At 37.6% G+C, this 19,916-nt stretch carries 17 protein-coding genes and 2 pseudogenes; 5 read left to right on the top strand and 14 right to left on the bottom strand.

What is annotated here, in order from left to right:
• Positions 1-113: 113 nt before the first annotated feature.
• The 4 genes and pseudogenes from L3081_RS11370 to L3081_RS11355 form a co-directional block, all read right to left on the bottom strand.
• Positions 114-939 (bottom strand): annotated as a pseudogene (locus tag L3081_RS11370) (class II fructose-bisphosphate aldolase).
• Positions 940-952: 13 nt separating this feature from the next.
• Entirely contained in the window at positions 953-1,678 is a 726-nt protein-coding gene (locus tag L3081_RS11365; protein WP_242286210.1) for a hypothetical protein, read from the bottom strand.
• On the bottom strand, positions 1,623-2,345 hold the full coding sequence (locus tag L3081_RS11360; protein WP_242286209.1) for a hypothetical protein: 723 nt from the start codon (positions 2,343-2,345) through the stop codon (positions 1,623-1,625). The genes L3081_RS11365 and L3081_RS11360 overlap by 56 nt, the downstream gene beginning before the upstream one ends.
• A gap of 124 nt (positions 2,346-2,469) precedes the next feature.
• The gene (locus L3081_RS11355) at positions 2,470-3,375 is read right to left on the bottom strand and encodes a carbohydrate kinase family protein (RefSeq protein ID WP_242286207.1); all 906 of its coding nucleotides are present in this window, start codon (positions 3,373-3,375) and stop codon (positions 2,470-2,472) included.
• A gap of 166 nt (positions 3,376-3,541) precedes the next feature.
• On the opposite strand from L3081_RS11355, the gene L3081_RS11350 reads away from it, so the two are divergent.
• A complete protein-coding gene (locus tag L3081_RS11350; RefSeq protein WP_242287022.1) occupies positions 3,542-4,396 on the top strand; it encodes an AraC family transcriptional regulator in 855 nt (284 codons plus the stop codon).
• Between the two features lie 22 nt (positions 4,397-4,418).
• Here L3081_RS11350 and L3081_RS11345 read toward each other — a convergent pair whose 3' ends face one another.
• Complete coding sequence (locus tag L3081_RS11345) at positions 4,419-5,267, bottom strand: AraC family transcriptional regulator (protein WP_242286205.1); 849 nt, start codon at positions 5,265-5,267, stop codon at positions 4,419-4,421.
• Positions 5,268-5,461: 194 nt separating this feature from the next.
• On the opposite strand from L3081_RS11345, the gene L3081_RS11340 reads away from it, so the two are divergent.
• The 4 genes from L3081_RS11340 to L3081_RS26885 are packed head-to-tail and all read left to right on the top strand — an operon-like array spanning position 5,462 to position 9,195.
• Positions 5,462-6,940: an aldehyde dehydrogenase family protein gene (locus L3081_RS11340; protein ID WP_242286203.1), complete on the top strand. Its 1,479-nt coding sequence runs from the start codon at positions 5,462-5,464 to the stop codon at positions 6,938-6,940.
• An 11-nt stretch (positions 6,941-6,951) separates the two neighbouring features.
• Positions 6,952-7,917, top strand: a complete 966-nt coding sequence (locus tag L3081_RS11335) for a phosphotransferase family protein (protein WP_242286201.1) — start codon at positions 6,952-6,954, stop codon at positions 7,915-7,917.
• Complete coding sequence (locus tag L3081_RS26890; RefSeq protein WP_274620505.1) at positions 7,907-8,629, top strand: phosphopyruvate hydratase family protein; 723 nt, start codon at positions 7,907-7,909, stop codon at positions 8,627-8,629. The genes L3081_RS11335 and L3081_RS26890 overlap by 11 nt, the downstream gene beginning before the upstream one ends.
• Positions 8,557-9,195, top strand: a complete 639-nt coding sequence (locus tag L3081_RS26885) for a phosphopyruvate hydratase family protein (protein ID WP_338027351.1) — start codon at positions 8,557-8,559, stop codon at positions 9,193-9,195. The genes L3081_RS26890 and L3081_RS26885 overlap by 73 nt, the downstream gene beginning before the upstream one ends.
• Positions 9,196-9,327: 132 nt before the next feature.
• Here L3081_RS26885 and L3081_RS11325 read toward each other — a convergent pair whose 3' ends face one another.
• From L3081_RS11325 to L3081_RS11290, 9 genes and pseudogenes are all read right to left on the bottom strand, one after another.
• On the bottom strand, positions 9,328-10,797 hold the full coding sequence (locus tag L3081_RS11325) for a putative bifunctional diguanylate cyclase/phosphodiesterase (protein ID WP_242286199.1): 1,470 nt from the start codon (positions 10,795-10,797) through the stop codon (positions 9,328-9,330).
• Positions 10,772-11,263, bottom strand: a complete 492-nt coding sequence (locus tag L3081_RS11320) for a PAS domain-containing protein (protein ID WP_242286197.1) — start codon at positions 11,261-11,263, stop codon at positions 10,772-10,774. Before L3081_RS11320 ends, L3081_RS11325 begins: the two co-directional genes overlap by 26 nt.
• Positions 11,245-12,312 carry a response regulator gene (locus L3081_RS11315; RefSeq protein ID WP_242286195.1) on the bottom strand — a complete coding sequence of 356 codons (1,068 nt, stop codon included), beginning with the start codon at positions 12,310-12,312 and terminating at the stop codon, positions 11,245-11,247. The genes L3081_RS11320 and L3081_RS11315 overlap by 19 nt, the downstream gene beginning before the upstream one ends.
• 20 nt (positions 12,313-12,332) lie before the next feature.
• Positions 12,333-12,794, bottom strand: a complete 462-nt coding sequence (locus L3081_RS11310; protein WP_242286192.1) for a response regulator — start codon at positions 12,792-12,794, stop codon at positions 12,333-12,335.
• On the bottom strand, positions 12,791-14,773 hold the full coding sequence (locus tag L3081_RS11305) for a PAS domain-containing sensor histidine kinase (RefSeq protein WP_242286190.1): 1,983 nt from the start codon (positions 14,771-14,773) through the stop codon (positions 12,791-12,793). The genes L3081_RS11310 and L3081_RS11305 overlap by 4 nt, the downstream gene beginning before the upstream one ends.
• A complete protein-coding gene (locus L3081_RS11300) occupies positions 14,763-15,167 on the bottom strand; it encodes a hypothetical protein (protein ID WP_242286188.1) in 405 nt (134 codons plus the stop codon). The genes L3081_RS11305 and L3081_RS11300 overlap by 11 nt, the downstream gene beginning before the upstream one ends.
• On the bottom strand, positions 15,164-15,289 hold the full coding sequence (locus L3081_RS26880; protein ID WP_274620504.1) for a hypothetical protein: 126 nt from the start codon (positions 15,287-15,289) through the stop codon (positions 15,164-15,166). The genes L3081_RS11300 and L3081_RS26880 overlap by 4 nt, the downstream gene beginning before the upstream one ends.
• 159 nt (positions 15,290-15,448) lie before the next feature.
• Positions 15,449-16,443: pseudogene (locus L3081_RS11295) on the bottom strand (response regulator).
• 15 nt (positions 16,444-16,458) lie between these two features.
• Positions 16,459-19,785 (bottom strand): MHYT domain-containing protein, encoded by a 3,327-nt coding sequence (locus tag L3081_RS11290; RefSeq protein ID WP_242286186.1) that lies wholly within the window; start codon positions 19,783-19,785, stop codon positions 16,459-16,461.
• Positions 19,786-19,916 lie beyond the last annotated feature (131 nt).

Raw genomic sequence — 19,916 nt, 5'->3', positions numbered from 1 at the left:
TCTAAATATTAAAACTTAAAAGAAAAGGTGTACGATACTATTATCGCTCACCTTTTATGTTTTATCACTAAATCTCTATTTCACGTTCCCAATATTACTTAAGAAAAAAGTACTTAAGAAATAGCACGTAACCTTGAACAAATCACTTCAGTTAGTTCAGGTAAAATATTTTTAATGATAAACGGAGGATAGGCTCCTTGAATATCTTTTCCTATTTCCTCATACATAGCACGCATATAAGTAGTATGTACTATGGTACCGACGTTTATTTTGGCGATCCCCATAGGAATTGATTTTTGTATATCGGCATCTGGAATGCCAGTTCCCCCATGTAAAACAAGCGGTCTTTGGTACAGCGTTTGCAATTTCGTTAAGACGATCAAAATGAATTTTAGGGGTTGTTGGCGTAAAGCCATGAGCCGTACCAATGCCAACAGCAATAGAGTCTGGATCCGCTTCTTCATATAAGGCGACAACATCGGCAACACTTGCCAAGTAGTCCTCTTCAGAGTTTACTTGCACATCACGTCCCATTATTTTACCAATTTCAGCTTCTACTGCCACGCCTGCACTACGAGCATATTCAACCACTTCTTTGGTCATGGCAATATTCTTTTTTAAACTTTCTTGTGAGCCATCAATCATGACTGAATCATATCCGTCATCAATTGCTTGCTTGCATAAATCTACCGAAGTACAGTGATCTAAATGAAGGTAAATTCCATGTTTAGATTGGGGCAAAAAACCATCAACCATTTTACGACATAAGTAGGTTGAGTTTAGTTCAACTACAGGGCCGTATGTCATCATCATTACGGGTTGTTCCATGATATTAGCCGCATCAACAACAGCATGCATATCGTAAATATCATTGACATTGAATCCCCCTAAACATTTATGCTCGCGGCGATATTGTTTTAATAAGTCAGTTAATTTCATCATTATAATTTTCCTAGTAATCCATATTTTTAGTTACGCTACGTCCGCTAATTTGCGACGGCATCATCGGGGTTTTAGTTACCCCAATCCAGTGGTTAAATTCATGTAAATCTTCCATAAAATACCCTCGACCAACAATCCAATGATGGTCAAGGCCTGAACTTAATACGGTGTTGATAATTGAACGGGTATCCGTATCTTTAGGTTGAACTTCACCATAACAACCTCTAAAGCGCATGGTCGATTCAACAATATCGCCTTCAAACGCTAAAATAGATGAGGCGTGCGGGTATTGGTATTTGGCAATCGTTACTGGCCCTAACTCTTGTAAAAATTCAAACAACATACCGCACGAGGTATCTTCATCGTAATTATCTAAAATACTGTGATTACGTACTTGAAATTGGCTACCCTCTTTAATCAATTTAGTGGCTGAACCACCGCAATGCCACATACCTACTTTGTCGCCTTTGGGATCTAAATAAGACATATCCATTAAGGTAGGTAAGCTTTTCCCTTGGCATAACTCGTTAAAAGTAACCATGGTTAATAAGCCGCCCATATCCGACTCATCGGCAACAGGAATACCTAAATCTTGTACCAAACCACCTGCACCATCGCCGGCAATACCATAACGCTCGAACAATTCAGGCCAGTTTTTTAGTGCAACGCCAAGGTAACCATTAACACGCGTATAATCGGCAATTGCCGCCCAGTCGAACCGATAAAAATAGTTCATTGTCGTTAACCTGACATTGAGTACAGCTTGGCGAATTGATCAGTTTCTGTACCACAGGATTCACTTGCTCAGCATCAAATTTTTTGCTGTATTGCCATATAGTTTCAATATCAATACGCTCAATATCCAAACCAAAGTGTCTGGCAATTGACATTTCATTGAGTTCACAATCGTAAAAACCGGGTACTCGCATACCGCCGATCATTAACAATTTAGAATATTTCATTTCTGCTTTCGCGCAAACTACTCTCGCAAAACGATTTAACTGTGTTTTTAACTCGTCAGATCCTAAGTCAGCAAAAATCCAAGAATATTTAATTTGCATAGAGGATAAAATATTCAATAAAAAGTTTTGCCCACAAAAACGGTTCGCCGTTAAATTTCCCCCCGTTACTTCCGTATGTGACCAACTTAGTATCGGCATGTCGTTTTCGCGAAGCCATGTAGCAATAGCTAATGCTAAATCACCCGCAATATAAGAGGCTTGATAGATAATGATCCCTTTTACGCCTACCGCTTTATAATCATTTAGCATCGCTAAGATGTCGTCTTTAGTTTGAACTGGCGTTGTGCCATGTAGCAGCTGAGCGTTTTTTGGTATCAATTGCGTTGTTTCGCTCACAGCTTCGGTAAAACTCTCTTTTGCTTTTGCCCAGTCAAAATGCATTTCAAAACCAATACCAATTAAACCAATGGGTACTTGTTTTCTTTTTTCGGCGCAGCAATCAGTGCGTTCATTTCATCTTCAACAACGCCCTTTCGTGATAAAAAATCTACGGTCATAATGAGTCCTAATAATTAGAATTGATAAAATTAACAACTTGCTCTTCGCTTGGGTGAAACGTACGGCCACCAAGGTATTGAGCAACAATTGAGGCATAAGCTGATGCAAACTGCATACGTGCAGGTAAATCTCTGCCAGATAAAAGTGCAAACGCGTACGCGCCATGAAAAGCATCACCGCAACCTGTGGTGTCAACTACATTTGTTTTAAACGCAGCTTGATGATGAATACCTTGTGGTGTGTTGGCCCAACTACCATTACCACCATCGGTAATGATAATTTGCCCAGAGGTAATGCTTGCCAAATATTCAAAGCACACATTCATATCATGGCTTTGGGCAATAAACTGCGCGCCTTCTAGGGGTAAAATACAGTGGCTTCCTAAAGCAAGCATCTCTATTAGCTGCGCTCTTTCCCCTGTTTCTATATCTAAAACGGTAGGAATATTTCTTTCTTTAGCCAAGGTAAGCAAGGCAATATTGCCTTCAATATCATAACCATCGACAAAAACCGGCTGAGTATTGTCAAGAAGATCATTGTTAATATCTTCCTTTTCGAGTGCTTGATAATTGTTTAAAGAATAGAAAACGGTTCGTTCACCATTGATTGGATTAACTTCTACCAACGCAACCGCAGGATCATGATTTTCATTTCTAATCATTAATGACGTGTCAACATTACAGCGCTCAAGTTCACCTAACGCAATTTTATTTAGGGTACTTTCACCGTAATAGCCAATAAATGACGTTTGCAAACCAAGCTGCGCCATAACGCTAGCAGCATTACCTGCAGGGGCGCCACCTTGAATAATTAAATCATCAACTTGTTGTTTACCACCAATATTTATTTCTTTAGGTAATGTTATGAGTAAATCAACAACATTTAACCCTGAAACAATAACTTTGCGTTTCATTGCTTTTCCCACCGTTAAATACTGGTTATAACAATAAAATAAAAAGCTATTTCTTTATAAACACTTATTTTGGGTAAACATGTACTATTTTGCCCTATTCAATAAATTGACTAATTGACTTAAATTAGCTTTAATAAAAAGCATAATTCAAACAGAATAAAACTTGATGAAAGCGGTTCTAGAACAAATCACACAAGACTTTAGGCACTCTTTTCATTGTGCTAAACATGAAGGGTTACAGTTTAATTCGCCGTGGCATTATCATCCACAATGGGAGTTGACATATATCACAAAAGGTACAGGTATTTTATATATAGGGAATACTATTAGAAATTTTTGTGAAGGCGAATTAGTGCTTGTTGGGCAAAATTTACCTCATTGTTGGCGAAATGAAACAATTAAAGGCGAAACGGTAGAATCTGTATTTATTCAATGGGATGAAAATTTATTAGGCGAAAACTGGTTAGAGCATCCTGAATTTCATGCCATTGCTTATTTATTAAACCAAAGCCATAAAGGGGTATTATTTAGCACTAAAGCAGCGGCTAACGTAATAGATAAAATAAAGTCTCTCAATCAACTTCAGCCGTTTGAACGCTTATGGCATTTTGTCGATCTTTTACACACACTCTCGGCTTACGACACCGAAACAATTAGTCATGAAGCGGATTTTGCTATCAATCACCAAGTGTCTAAACGTATTGATAAGTTAATAGATTTTGTTGAGAATAACTATCAAAATCAGATTTCCGCCGCTGATTTAGCTAGCATAACTTACTTAACACCTTCTTCATTTTCAAAGTTTTTCAGGAAAACATTTCAAAAAACATTTACCGCTTATCTTAATGAACTTCGTATCAGTAAAGCCTGTATTTTACTGAGAAACAGTGACAAACAAGTTGAAGATATCGCTTTTTTATGTGGCTACAATAATATGGCTTTTTTTCATCGGCGATTTAAAAAAATGATGGGTACAACGCCTGCTTTATATCGTAAATCATTAGGATTGATTGCAAATTAAATCATCAATTAAATGAAATAATTTAATTTACCATCTTGAGAAAGTTATCTCTAAACAAAGTGGGTGACGTTCCCTTGGCTTTTTTAAAGTAACGATTAAAACTGCTAATATTCGAAAAGCCAACATCGTAAGCCACTTTTAAAATTGAATCATCAGTCTGAATTAATTTCTTCGCCGCTTCTTCTATACGTTTATCATTTAAATACTGCAAGAAAGTTTTGCCCGTCGCTTTTTTAAAACTTCGACAAAAAGCATTTTTCGTTAAATTGGTAATTTTAGCAATTTCATTTAAATGAATAGTGCTAAAATAATTGGTATTAATCCAGTCTATTGCCGCGTTAAGTTTATGTGACTCTAACTGCCCAGAAGAAAATGAACTCGTTGGAATGATCTGTTCAATATTATCCAGTTGGCTAATATTAGTCAGCAAGGTTAACAAATGCACCACAGATAACGCGCCTTTAGAGGCACATGTACTTTCAATCATCTCGCCGACCGGCGATTTATTGCGTTTAACTCTTAAGCCATACTTTGAGTTTTCCGGCATTTTACCGATATTTTTAAATTCGGGCAGTTGAAAAAACGTTTCGCCAAAACAAGTACCACTAAATTGAATCACTAAAGACCTTACATTATCGGTATCGGGTTTGCTGATAAATGAATGGGCGGTGTTTGAACCTAAAATAAAAATGTCGCCTTCTTCGAATTCGCAAACCTGCTCATTCATTATTAACTTACCATCCCCTTTATCAACCAATACAATTTCATATTCAATATGAAAATGATAAGGATGATCAAAAGAGCTACCTTCATAAAGGTAGGCACTAAATGAACCTGACTGATACAACACATCTTCTTTTATAGCTTTCATATAAAAATAATTGAATTAACACATTAAACGCACAAGAAATGGACTCCAATATGGTTAACTTTTTACAAAAGTTCAAGTGATATATGGTACTAACTGGCTAATTTTAGACTGACATTGGTTACTTTCTGCCGCTTCTTTTAAATTTCTTAATGGCAGAATGATGGAGTCAATAATAATTAGCATTGGGGAAAGAAATGAAAACGACAGAACTGAGTCAATCTACTTTGGATTTTTTAGAGCCAACACAATTGCCATTTTACCAAAACGGTTCATGGGTTAATTCTTCTTCAACCGTTGAGGTTATTAATCCGGCAACAACTCAACAGATAGCAACCATAGCACTTGCTACAGCAAACGACATCAATGAATCGGTAGATAAAGCTGCTATTGCCTTTAAAACATGGTCAACTGAAAGTGTTGAATATCGAGCAACGTGTTTACGTAAATTAGCCAATTTAATCACCAGAGATGCGCAGATATTAGCTGAACTAGAATGTATTGATGTTGGTAAACCGATATCAGCAGCACTAGGGTTCGATGTTCCTTTTGCCGCAGATTGTTTTACCTACTTCGCTGATGTCGCCCAAGAATATCAATATGTCAGTGACAATAATCTCACTACTACTGACAGCCATGTAGTTAAGATACCCTATGGTGTGGGCGGTTTCGTATTCCCGTGGAATTTCCCTTTAACCTTATGTGCTTGGGGTATTGCACCAGCCCTTGCGGCAGGTAATACCGTGGTAGTTAAACCCGCGTCTGAAACGCCATTATCAACCCTATTTTTAGCTAAACTTTGCCAAGAAGCAGGTTTTCCTGCAGGCGTTGTTAACGTATTACCAGGGACTGGTGATGAGGCAGGTGAAGCGTTAATTTCTAACACAAACATTAAATTAATGTCATTTACCGGCTCAACCGCTGTGGGTCGTCATGTGGGCGAAGTGTGTGGTAGAAACTTGGTGCCGGCAAAACTTGAACTCGGTGGTAAAGGCGCAGCAATTATATGCAGCGATAGCGATGTAGATCTTGCCGTTGAAGGTTTGTGTGGCGCTGTCACCTTAAATGCAGGCCAAGTATGTTGTACCGCGTCTCGTTGGTATATTCATGAAGATATCTATGATCAATTTGTTGAAAAAGCCATTGCAACCTTTAATGCAACCAAGGTACACAACGGAGCCAACCCAGACGCAGAAATGGGGCCTATTTGTACTGAAAAACAATTAAACCGCGTGCTTCACTGTATTGACGATGCTCAAAAACAAGGCGCGACTATTCTTTGCGGTGGCAACCGGTTAACCGAAGGTGATTATAAAAATGGCTACTTTATTGAGCCTACTTTGCTCGGCGGCAGCGACGACAACCAATGGGCACAAGAAGAAATATTTGGCCCAGTTGCCTTTTTATTAAAATTTAACGATGAAGATGAAGTTATTGATCGTGCAAATAAAAACAACTACGGCTTAGCAAACAGTATTTGGACAAAAGATAGCGACAAAGCAATTAAACTTGCCCATAAACTGGTTGGTGGCAATACCTGGATTAACGCTCATAACGTTTTTGAATACGGCTTAAATTATGGTGCGTGTAATCAAAGTGGTTGCGGTGGTGGCGTTAATAGCGTGGCAACTTTTGAAGGTTATTTACGTCATCAATCTATTGCATCAATTCGTTAGAAGGTAGTCAAATGATTGAATTACTCAAATCCAAAGGTTTTGAGCTATCAGAAAATACCACACTTACTTCGCTTTCTGGCGGGGTAAGCTGTGATATTGCTTTAGTTCGAGATGGTTCGCACAGCTATGTGGTAAAACAAGCATTAGCCAAATTGAAAGTGAAACAAGATTGGTTTGCAGATACTAATCGTAATATGTATGAGCAAAGGTACCTTAAGTATCTTAACAAAATACTACCTGATTATGCGCCAAAAGTGCTTGCCTCTTTTGAAAATGAAAACTTGTTTGTGATGGAATATTTAGGTGACCAATACTGTGATTGGAAGCAAGATCTCATGCAAAGCAAGTTTGATATACACACCGCAGAGCTGATTGGCAAAGCACTAGGGCTTATTCATAAAAAGAGTTGGCTAGATCCTGTTGTTGCAACACTATTTGATTCTGACGAGAATTTTAACCAGTTAAGGTTATCGCCTTACTTTATGACCTTAGTGGATATTTATCCTGAACATAGCCAAGCGATTTTAGCCTTGTGTAAACAAATACAACAGAATAAATATTGTCTGGTGCATGGCGATTTCAGTCCTAAAAATATACTCGTTAAACAAGGTGATATAAAAATTATTGATTGTGAAGTAGCTTGGTATGGCGACCCGGCATTTGATATTGCCTTCATGCTACATCATTTATTGATTAAATTTTTTCACTTTAAACAAACCGCCTTATTAGATTTAAGCTACGCCTTTATAACAGCATATAAATCAGCGCTAGGTGAAGAGCTTTTCAGTGAAATAGCCTTTGCACATATTATAAAAATTACGGCATTGTTAATGATTGCGCGTATTGACGGAAAATCACCGGTTGAATATTTATCTGAAATAGATCGCCAACATGTTCGAGCAAAAGCACTGGCTTTATTTACTAAGCAAATAACAACTTATACAGACTTACAAGAAGAGATAAAAAATGAAAATTAAAGACATTGATGCTTATCAAATTTTTGATTCACGCGGACAACCTACCATAGAAGCGGTTGTGACATTAGAAAACGGCGTTAAAGGCTATGGTTTGGTGCCGTCGGGTGCTTCTACTGGTCAATTTGAAGCATTAGAATTGCGCGATGGTGATTCAACATACTTTGCGGGTAAAGCCGTTACAAAAGCAATAAAACACATTAAGGTCGATTTAGCTAACATAGTCATTGGCCAAAATGTTAACGATCAACGACTAATAGATCAAAGCATGTGTGAACTAGATGGTACAGCAAACAAATCTCGCCTTGGCGCTAATGCCATTTTAGGGATTTCTTTGGCCGTTGCTAGTGCAGCAGCAAAAAATCAGAACAAACCTTTGTATCAAACATTAGATATAAATTGTGACAACACCTTGATCCCATTACCCGAGATACAACTTGTTGGTGGTGGCGCACATGCTCAGTGGCGTACCGATATTCAAGATTTTTTATTAATTGTTAATGGTGCAAAAACCTACGATGAATGTCTTGAAGTCACATACAATGTATATCAAGCAGGCCAGAAATTACTAAAATCCAGAAATTTATTGGTGGTTGTGCTGACGAAGGAGGCTTTTGGCCAAGCTTTAATTCTCATGATGAAATATTCGAGTTTGTTATTGAAGCCATTGAGGAAGCGAACTATATTCCAGGTAAAGATGTTTCGTTATCATTAGATATTGCCGCCAGTGATTTATATAAAGACAATAAATATCATTTACCTTTAGATGGAAAATCCTTCACTTCAGAAGAGTTTTTACAACAAATATTAACCTGGTGTGAAAAATATCATGTCTTGTCAATTGAAGATCCCTTTGCTGATACTGATGATAAAATGTGGCAAGCACTAACAGAACAAATTGGCGATAAAGTACAGATTATTGGCGATGATTTATTTACTACCAACCCAACACGCATTGAACACGGTATTAAAAACAAATTAGCCAATAGTGTTTTAATAAAGTTGAATCAAATAGGGACCGTCAGTGAAACTATTGATGCAATACATTTAACGCAATCTGCCGGTTGGTTACCTGTTGTTTCAGCCCGCTCGGGTGAAACTGAAGATGCTTTTATTAGTCATTTAGCCGTTGCTACTAATTCAGGCCAACTGAAAGTAGGTTCGTTCACTCGCAGTGAGCGCATGGTAAAATGGAATGAGTTAATACGTATACAGCATGAATTAGCTAGTAAAGCACAATTTATTGGTGGCGAAATTTACCAAAAACTAAAAAATTCTTAATTGATTAATATGTATTGAGTATAAAGTAAATGTTGCATACCAAAGAGTTAGTATGCAACAAATTCAACGTAGAAGTTAGTAAAAACAGCCACTATAGAAAGGTTTACTAAGCTTAGCTGAGGTTATCTATTTTTATTTACCTAATAACGCCTCAAATTGTGCTATTGGTAGAGGTTTAGCAAATAAATACCCCTGAAAATTTGTGCAACCTTTTTTAACCAATAATTGCTGTTGTTCTTCCAATTCTACGCCTTCAGCAATCACATCTAGCCTCATACTTTTTGCCATGGCAATAATGGTACGCACAATTGCCCTATCATTACTGTCTGTAATAATATCGCGCACAAAGGATTGATCAATTTTAAGCTGATTAAGCGGTAAGCGTTTAAGGTATTGAAGTGACGAATACCCCGTGCCAAAATCATCTAAAGAAAATTTAACCCCTACCTTTCGCAACGCGTTCATATTTGCGATAGTATCTTCAATATTTTCCAACAACATTCCTTCTGTTAACTCTAACTTGAGCCTTCCGGGCTTTATTGCATAGCGCATCAACATGGCTTTTATATGTTTCACAAATTCTGTCTGGTGGAATTGTTTAGCACTCACGTTTACAGCTAAAATAAGATCACAAGTTCGTGCCGTTTGTTCCCACGTCTTTAGTTGGGCACAGGCGGTGTCCAGTACCCAATTTCCTATGGGTAAAATCAAGCCAGTTTCTTCTGCTAATGAGATAAAATCTAAAGGTGACACCATCCCCCGCTCTGGATGGTGCCGGCGTATTAATGCCTCAGCCCCTAATGGTTTTCCTAAATTATCAATTTGTAATTGATAATGTAATTGGAATTGCTGCAGTTCAAGTGCTGTGCGTAATTCTTCCTCCATTAAAACTCGGGCAGCTATATTAATCTGCGTTTTTGGGTCAAAGAAACACAAGGTATTACGGCCGGCGTTTTTGGCTTGATACATGGCAATATCAGCTTGCTTTAATAATTCTTCAGTGTTTTGTTGATGATCTTCAAATAAGGTAATACCAATACTTGCAGAACAATGGTGTGAATAAGTACCCAACTGATAATGTTGGTCAAGCATAGCTAGAATTTTTTCGCCCGTAACTTCGGCTTGCGCTGCAGCTTCAAGTGTTTGAACATTTAAATCACACAACATCACCATAAACTCATCACCCCCCAAACGGGCCACCGTATCGGATTCACGAATGCAAGATTGTAATCGCAGCGCAGCCTGTTTTAGTAATTGATCACCAATGTCATGACCTAAAGTATCATTAAGGTTTTTAAAATTATCTAAGTCGATATACAGTAATGCGCCCTTTCGCTTGCTTCGAGTGCAGGTAGCTAATGCTTTTTTAAGCCGATCTGTTAACAACATGCGGTTAGGTAAATTTGTTAGGTGATCATAAAAGGCCAAGTGTTGAATTTTTTCTTGCGTTAATTTACGCTCAGTAATGTCAAGGTGAGAGCCAACATAGTGAGTAATAATGCCGTCATCCCCCTTAACAGCAGTAACGGTAAGCCATTTAGGATATACCTCGCCATTTTTTCGTTTGTCCCATATTTCACCCTGCCCGACTTCCCGTATCATTTATACTTTCCCACATTGCTTGAAAAAATTCCGCATCATGCCGACCTGATTTTAGTAAACTTGGTGATTTACCGACGATCTCTGCTGCAGAATAACCGGTTGTTTCGGTAAATGCTGAATTAACCCGTAAAATTCTATTTTCTGCATCAGTGATCATGATACTTTCTTGTGACTCAAAGGATACGGCAGCAATACGTAGATTTATTTCAGCTTGTTTTTCTTCGGTAATGTCGTTTATGGTTATGATAGCCACTAAAGCATTACCGATATCGTTATTGACAATTGTGCCGCCAAAGCTAAAAATACCTTGCCAACCATCTCGCGAATTTTTAACACATAACTCAAGCTCGCTTAGAGTCTCACCTCGTAAAACTCGAGCTAACGGCCATTGCTCTACCGTAAGTTGTTCACCGTCAAGTGTCGATAATTCAAATATATCAGCAAATTCTAAAAAGAGGAATGCCATTTCTGTCTAGGATTAAAACGGTGAATATTCAATGCGGCTTGATTACAATGTACAATATGGCCATTAAGATCAGCAATAATCAGTCCTTCGGTCAGATTTTCGATAACAGCAGCAAATTTTAACTCACGTTCGCGCGCTTTTAGCTCTGCCGCTTTACGAACGATAACTTCATTTCTCAACTGGGCTGTACGTATTTCTATTTTTTTCTCTAAGGACGCGTTAAGTTCTGTCAACTCGGTATTGAGGCGATACGCTGTTTGATCAAACTCAAAACGATGGAGTGCATGATCTATTGCATGCGGAAGTTGCATCAAATAATTACTTCGTTTAACGATATAATCATAAGCACCAAGACGTAATATTGCGACAGCCGTCGCCTCATCGCCTCTACCTGTAATAACCACAAAGGGAAGATCTATACCACGATGTTGCGCTTCATGAAGCAACTCTAATGCATTCATGTCTGGCACCCGTAAATCTGTCAATACCAAATCAAAATTATGTTCATTCGTTAACACTGCCAAGGCTTCACGACTTGAGTTGACAATATGTAACTGTAAATGCGGTGCAGCACTAGCAAAATGTTGTTCGGTCAACTCCACATCCATCGGGTTTGGCTCGATATAGAGTATTTGGGATTTACGTTGTTCAGCATCATTTCTATTGTTTCGACGATGTTGACGAGCCACTACTTGGCGCAGCAGATCTGGCAACATTATCAAGTAGTCTGGCTCAGATTTAGAAACATAGTCGGCGGCACCGGAGCGTAATGCTTGTGCCACGGTTTCTTCGTCGCCCATCCCGGTCACCATGACCACGGGCATGATATGGCCGTTCGTACGTAATTGCCCTAACAAATCGATGCCGTCCATATCAGGGAGTCGATTATCAAGTAGTAATATATCAAATGATTGTTCAGCTAAACACTTAAGGCAATCTTCTCCGGTGCTAACAACTTCAATTTCAAAATCAGTGGTTGTTTCTTCGAAATGCATTCTGGTTAGATCAACATCTTGCAAATTGTCTTCAATATATAATAAGTGGATCATATTACTCACATTATTTGGTATTAAATATGGGGTGAAAATGGTAACTCATTAGTGAGCACCCAATACATTTTGATATGCTTTACCACTTCAGTGAAAGAAACAAAATCCACTGGTTTAACAATGTATGAGTTAACCCCTAAATTATAAGCAGTATTAATATCAATGTTCTCCCTTGACGTGGTAAGTATCACAAAAGGAACCTGTTTCCACACTGGATGTTGACGCGCGTGTCGCAGTACTTCAATACCATCTATTTTCGGTAAACGTAAATCGAGTAACACCAATAATGGTAAAAATTTATCTTCATATGTCGAATGGCTATCAATAAAGTCCAACGCTTCTTCACCATCACGGCAAGCAATCACAGGGTTAACTACCGCATTTTCTTCAAAAGCCTGAAGGCAGAAATCTAGATCCATATCATTGTCTTCAACAACAAGAATAGGTCGTAAAGATGAATGCAAGTTTTTCACTAAATTCATAACTCAGGTTTCCTTAAAACACTCATAGCACTAATAGGTAATTCAACAAAAAAAGTTGCTCCTTGCTCTACTTTCGATTCAGCGTGGATTTTACCATTAAGCTTTTTGAGCAGTTTGGCAACAATTGCTAGACCTGCTCCCGTGCCTTCAAATTCATCAGCACGCACTAAACGGTTGAACAATCCAAAGATACGATCATGATATTTCATGTTAAAGCCAACACCATTGTCTTTGACTGAAATAATACAATGAGTGGCTGTTTGTTTAGCACTAATGCTTAAACGCGGCGGTTTAGCATTGCAACTATATTTGATGGCATTATCAATTAAATTAGTCAACACTTGATGCAGCCCTCGTTCCCATACTTTTAATTTGATAGCGGGTACGTCAATAATTACATCAATATCCCGTTCAGTAACTACTAAACTACGGTCTTGCATAATTCCCTGTATTAATACACAAAGATCAATTTCTGTCGTGGTAGGCATTTCACTATCAACGCGGGAATAAATAAGTAAATCTTCAATCAAACGGTCTAGGTTGTGTGAAGCCGTAATAATCTGCTCAATACAGAACTGGGCACGTTCAGATAATCCCTCTTGATGGCGTCGAATAAGCTCTTGTCCGTATCCCGAAATGCCACGCAATGGCGCCTTGAGATCATGGGAGACGGTATAAGCAAAACTCTTTAATTCTTCATTTTTAGTACGTAATAATTTTTCAACTCGTTTACGATCTGAAATATCACGGACAACCGCAACTAATCGAGGCTTTTCGTTTTCCTGACGCACAAGCTGCATGGTAACTTCAACGGGGATCTCTTGACCAGATTTATGCTTATGGATTGTCTCAAAGGTTAAGGAAGGTTTATTACCATCGAGTAGTGGCTGTACCAAGACACGATATTCGTCCAAAGAATATTGTGTTTTAATCTCTGGTACCGTCATCTCAAACAGCTCGGCTTCACTATAACCAACTTGTTGTTTGGCACCTTCATTAACATACTCGAAACGAAAATTTTTTGAATCACAAATGAAAACACAATCAACCGTTTGATCCAACGTATATTTGAATTGTTCTAACACCCGTTCCATTTGTTTTCGCTCGGTAATATCAATGGCAATGCCCAGAAAACCATTGATCTCACCAGACTCATCCCGTAGTGCTGTAATTGAAAGAATTACAGGGAAATGCGTGCCATCCTTACGTATGTATGTCCATTCATCTTCACAGGGTAAGTTCAGTCTTGCTTTCGCAGTAAAAACTTCAAACCCTGGCGTTATTGTTTTACTAAGCTCATTTGATAATTCCTGAGCACGGGCCACAACCTCAGACGATTTATGGAATAAAGCAGGTGTTTTCAAGTTAACCACTTCTGTGGCAGAATATCCAAACATGTGTTCTGCCGCAGGATTAAAGGAGGTGATTACGCCTTCAGAACTTGTACTGACAATTGCATAACCGGCATTTTCTTGAATAGCACGATGAAGCTCCGTTATTTTTTGAAGTTGTTTTTCTGCATGTTTTTGGCTAGTGACATCACGAGCAACTGCAAAAATCAATCCTTCTTCAAACTCTGGGGAAGCAACCCAACTTAACCATCGATAACTGCCATTTTTACATCGATGACGATTTTCAAATAACAATAAATTCTTACCATTTTTCATTGTAGTAAAAGCATTTAAGGTTTCTTCATAATCGTCAGGGTGAATAAATTCCATATACGGTTTAGCAAGTAGTTCTTCGTTGCTCCGACCTAAAGTGCGCTTCCACGCAGGATTGATCTGTTTGAAATAACCGTCAAATCCGGCAATACAGTATAAATCTAGTGCATAGTTAAATAAGCGATCACGTTGATTTTGTGCTTCTTGGAATTGGTTGATTTTTTTACGTTGCTCAAGTAGTGACATTACTTGTCGGCCTAGCGCACGTAAGGCTAGCTTTTGATCTTCACTCAATTTTTTGGGCTTAATATCCATGACACTGATTGTTCCAAGTACATAATTGTCTTGTGTTATCAAGGGTACACCAAAGATAAAAAACGATATTTGGATCGCCAATAACTAAGGGGTTATCGGCAAAACGAGAATCCTTTCTCGCATCATAAACTTCAAATATCCCATCAGATACTAATAGAGTATGCGAACACAGGGTATCATCACGTGAAAATTCAGTAACATTCAACCCAATCTGGGATTTAAACCACTGTCGATTTTCATCAACAAACGACATTAGCGCCATGGGTGTTTGACAAATTTGTGCCGCGAGCAGCACCAAATCATCAAAACTAGGCTCGGGGGGTGTATCTAATACCTTATACTTGTGTATGGCCACGATACGTGAAGCTTCATTTGTAGGAAATTCAGCCTTCATATAGAGATAGATTGGAAGAGTGATAATGGCAATGCTACACGTTTTGCAACACTCGTGACTGCAACACGAATAAAGTAACAGGCCAATAAAAGTGATAACACAAGTAAAAATTGATTCACCATAACTTCTCCATATCTTTCGGAATCTATTGTATTAATAATAGTACCCGCGGTTAATCAAGTCCAGTGCTTTAGTACTAGGGTAATATTGGAAAACACCTGATTCGACTGTTACCCTGTTTGTGTATGGATCATCACGTTAGCTTATATCTCAACAAAAATTTAATCCTTCCACCGTTCTTTGATATCAAGAATTTTATCTAACTGCTGTTCTAAACAATCAACTAATTCAGGATCAAAATGCTTACCTTTTTGGCTATGAATAAATTCCATAGCTTTCTCTACTGGCCATTCGTCTTTATAGGGCCGCACACTTGTGAGTGCATCAAACACATCAGCTAATGCAACAATTCTTCCTTCTATTGGTATATTTTCTCCTTTAAGCTGATTTGGGTAGCCCGTCCCATCCCACTTTTCATGATGTGTTAATGACACTACCTTGGCTAGCGCAATTAATCCAGAGTCAGACTCCCCTAAAATTTCTGCTCCAATCTCAGGGTGTTTTTTCATAATAGAAAATTCTTCCTCAGTAAGCTTACCCGGTTTTAACATAATGCTATCAGGTATGCCTATTTTACCAATATCATGCATGGGTGCCGCACTAAATAAGTTATTAGTATCTGCTTTTGAAAAACCATAAGCTTCAGCAACAACGCGAGAATAATGACTCATGCGCATAACATGCATACCGGTTTCATTATCTTTATATTCGGAAGCCCTTCCAAGACGCTGTATAACTTCTAATCGACTTTTTTTAAGTTCCTCAAATCAACCAAAGACAAATGAGTTTTCACTCTAGCTTTAACTACTGCAGGAGAAATAGGTTTAGAGATATAATCAACAGCACCAAGGTTTAACCCTTTAGCTTCATCGATAGGATCACTTAACGCGGTAACAAAGATAATTGGAATAGATTTAAATTTTATATTTTTCTTAAGTTGTTCACAGACCTCATAACCGGTCATGTCTGGCATCATAACATCGAGCAAAATTAAATTTGGTCGCTCTTTTTCAACTAAACGTATCGCTTCTTGACCACTTTTTGCAAACACCAATTTGTAGGTATCATTTAATAATTGATTCAGTACTCGTAAATTAGCAGGCTCATCATCAACCACTAACACAAGTGGCCTATTATGTAGTATATTTTTCTCCATAGACTTTTCCTTTATCTATCCCGACTCGCTTATTAATATATTAATTAAATTGGCGGCATCTAAAAACTCAAAATCATTACATGCATTAATAATATCATTAATTTCTTTTGGTCTTACTGGATTTAAAGCTTGCAGCTTATCCAAAAGCGCGTCATCAAATTCATTATTTTGTACACTATATTGAAGCTGTTGTAAAAGTTCAATCAGGCTATTTATACTCTCGTCACTAACATTTGGATCAACTTGAATAATTTCATCTGTGCCATCACTCATTTTAATAACACAATCTTTAATAATTTGTACTTCAGTTTCAATATTGGCAATGTTTATTTGACTAGGTTTAATCTCACGGTTTTTGGCTGTCTGTTCTAATAACTCAAACATCTTCATCAAACGGTTTAAAGCAAGGTTTCCTACACTTCCCTTATATTTATGCGCTAATTGTTCTAATGTTTGCCAATCATTGTCAATTAAATATTGCTTAAAACTACATACTTCGGATTCGGCATTTTTTATAAATCGACTTATTTCTGCGTAAAAGTTAGTTTTTGAACCCCATAAAGTCATGCCCATATCAACATCGATTTTTAATGTCGACTTGTCCCCGATTTCATTTGTTTCAACGGGTATATTTTGTAGCTTAAGCACACTCGCAATTTCATTAAAAAGTTCTCGTATATTAATAGGCTTATTAGCAAAGCCATCCATACCTGCTCGTTCTGCCGAAATTCTATCTTGTGGTAAAACACTCGCTGTTAAGGCAATAATAGGTATTCTCTTTAAGTGATGATCTGTTTCAAATTTTCTGCGTAATTCTGCTGCCATTAAACCGTCCATCACTGGCATTTGAATATCCATTAATACAACATCAATCGAGTTATTTTCCATTTGTACTAATGCTTGCTCCCCATCTCTTGCTTCAAATACAGTATGACCATGTCGTTTAAGTATGAGAGTGAGTAATTCAATATTTTGGTCAATATCATCAACAACAAGTATGTGAAGATTGGGCAATGTTTGAAAACTTTGCTGATCTGTTACCTTATCCATAGACTCAATCGCTTTTAAAGGTAGTGTAAATCTAAATTCAGATCCCTTTCCTTCAATACTGGTTGCCATAATGTTACCACCCATTAATTCAACCAATTGTTTACTTATGGTTGTACCAAGTCCGGTTCCACCAAAACGTCGACTCATTGACTCATCTGCTTGTGCAAATGCATCAAATATTGTCTCTAATTGTGAGGGCGTCATGCCTATACCAGTATCTTTAATAATAAATTGAATCATTTGATCTGGCAGTGTTTCAATTTTAATATTGATTGTGCCTTGCTCTGTAAATTTAATGGCATTACCTAGCAAATTGGTTAATACTTGTCTGATACGATCAGGTGCTCCATTATAATATCCTCGTACTTTAGGGTGAATATTAAGATTAAGCACTAATCCTTTATTCTGAGCTTCTAGCCATAAAGTAGAAACAACGGCATCAACCTCTTCAACAAGTGAAAAATCACGAAATTCTAATTGAAATTTCCCTTTTTCTAATTTTGCACTGTCTAATAAATCATTCAAAATATGTAGTAATGATTTAGCTGATTGATTAATAGTATTAAGATACTTATGTTGTTTAATATTAAGTTCGCTATCAAGCAAAATATCGCTAAAACCAATAATAGCATTCATCGGCGTTCGTATTTCATGGCTCATATTAGCTAAAAATGCGGCACGTGTTTCCGCTGCTTTTTCGGCTTTATTTTTAGCCGACACCATCTCAGATTCCATTTTTTTTCGGTCGCTTATATCCATAATAAAGCCATCAAGATAGTGGTTATTACTGTTTTCAATTTGAGTTGCGCGACCATAACCCAACATCCATTTTACTGTGTTATATCGATCAATAAACCTAAATTCAATCTGATAGCCATCAGGATGACGTAAGTCTGTTGCTTCAATGATGCTAAAGTCATCTGGATGCACAAAATCACTCAAACTACGTTTAGGATCAGGTAACAAAAAGTCTTGGGTCGGGTATCCCGTTATTTTTTCAACTTCATCACTGATGAAAAGATTAGGCCAACCGGGTGTGTCAAGGCATCGATAAGCTATTCCAGGAATATTAGTCAATAAGGAGCGAATTCTTGTCGCATTTTCACGTAACGTTGATTCCATTTTAAATCTATCACGTAAATCCGAGATAAAAGCAACAAACATATGTTGATCATTTACTTCAACGTGCCCAATACCAAGACGCATTGGTATTTTCTCACCACTTTTTGTCATGGCTTCTACTTCACGTCCAGTACCGATTATTTTTGCAACACCCGTTTGTAAATAGTTCTCAATATATTGATCATGGTTATGTTGAAACGGCATTGGAACGATCATTTTTACATTATTACCGAGTAACTCTTCACTTTTCCAACCTAATAATATTGTCACCATTTTATTAACACTAACAATGATACCCTTCGCGTTAATAGTTATAATGCCATCCACGGCAGTTTCCATAATAGCGGAAAGTCGTCTTTCATTTTGTAGCGCTTTAGCAGAAATATTTTTATATCTAAAAATCAAATTAACGGCTAATACTACCGAAATAACAAAAGTGGTAACAATAGTAATACCAAGTGCTAAGTAAAGTGAAATATCATCCGTTTGTTTTGATGCTTCAAAACCAGGTGGTAGAACAAATCGTGCTGCTGCCATACCGGTATAGTGCATACCAGAAATGGCTATTCCCATTACGCAACTTGATACTGTCACTTTTAGAGTTCGGCTGAGTTGAATTTTACCTATATCGTCAAGGCCAAACCTCACCCAAAGCGACAAAATAGCCAAAATAATAGCCACTAAAATAGAAACAACAAACATTGGCAAATCATAGCGAAGCAGCGGCGCCATTTCCATCGCTGCCATACCGATATAATGCATTGCGCCAATTCCACCACCAACAAGTACTCCACCAATAACCAATTGAAAATATTTTAAATTACCTCGAGTAATCAAATTCAATGCCACCCAAGAAGCGCAAACAGCAGGTAATATTGATATTACTGTCAAATCAAATTGGTAAGATACTGATGTGCAGAGCTCTAGTGCTAACATACCAATAAAGTGCATAGACCAAATACCACCCCCTAACGCCAAGCTACCAATAAATAAATAAACTTGCTTACGTGCAAATGAGGCTCTTGCAGCCTGAGAAGCAACTTGAATGGCCATGTAAGAAGAAAAAATTGCAATAAAAATTGATAATACAACTAACAAAGGATCATATTCTGAAACCGTGAGTAAATTGGTATTAGAATATTGGAAAAGTTCAAGGTTGTCTTTGATCATATAATGTTGTCTTTTATCATATCTAGGAACGAGTCATTTTAAGGATTATTGTCATATACATGCTTGAAGTAACAATTTTGGCACAACTTGTCACGACAACTCGATCGTTCAATAAAACATGCTCATAAAAT

The sequence above is a fragment of the Colwellia maritima genome (genome assembly GCF_022669015.1).
Classification (GTDB): domain Bacteria; phylum Pseudomonadota; class Gammaproteobacteria; order Enterobacterales; family Alteromonadaceae; genus Colwellia; species Colwellia maritima.
Note: the sequence above shows the minus strand (reverse complement) of the source record. Positions and strands in the feature narration are given on the sequence as shown.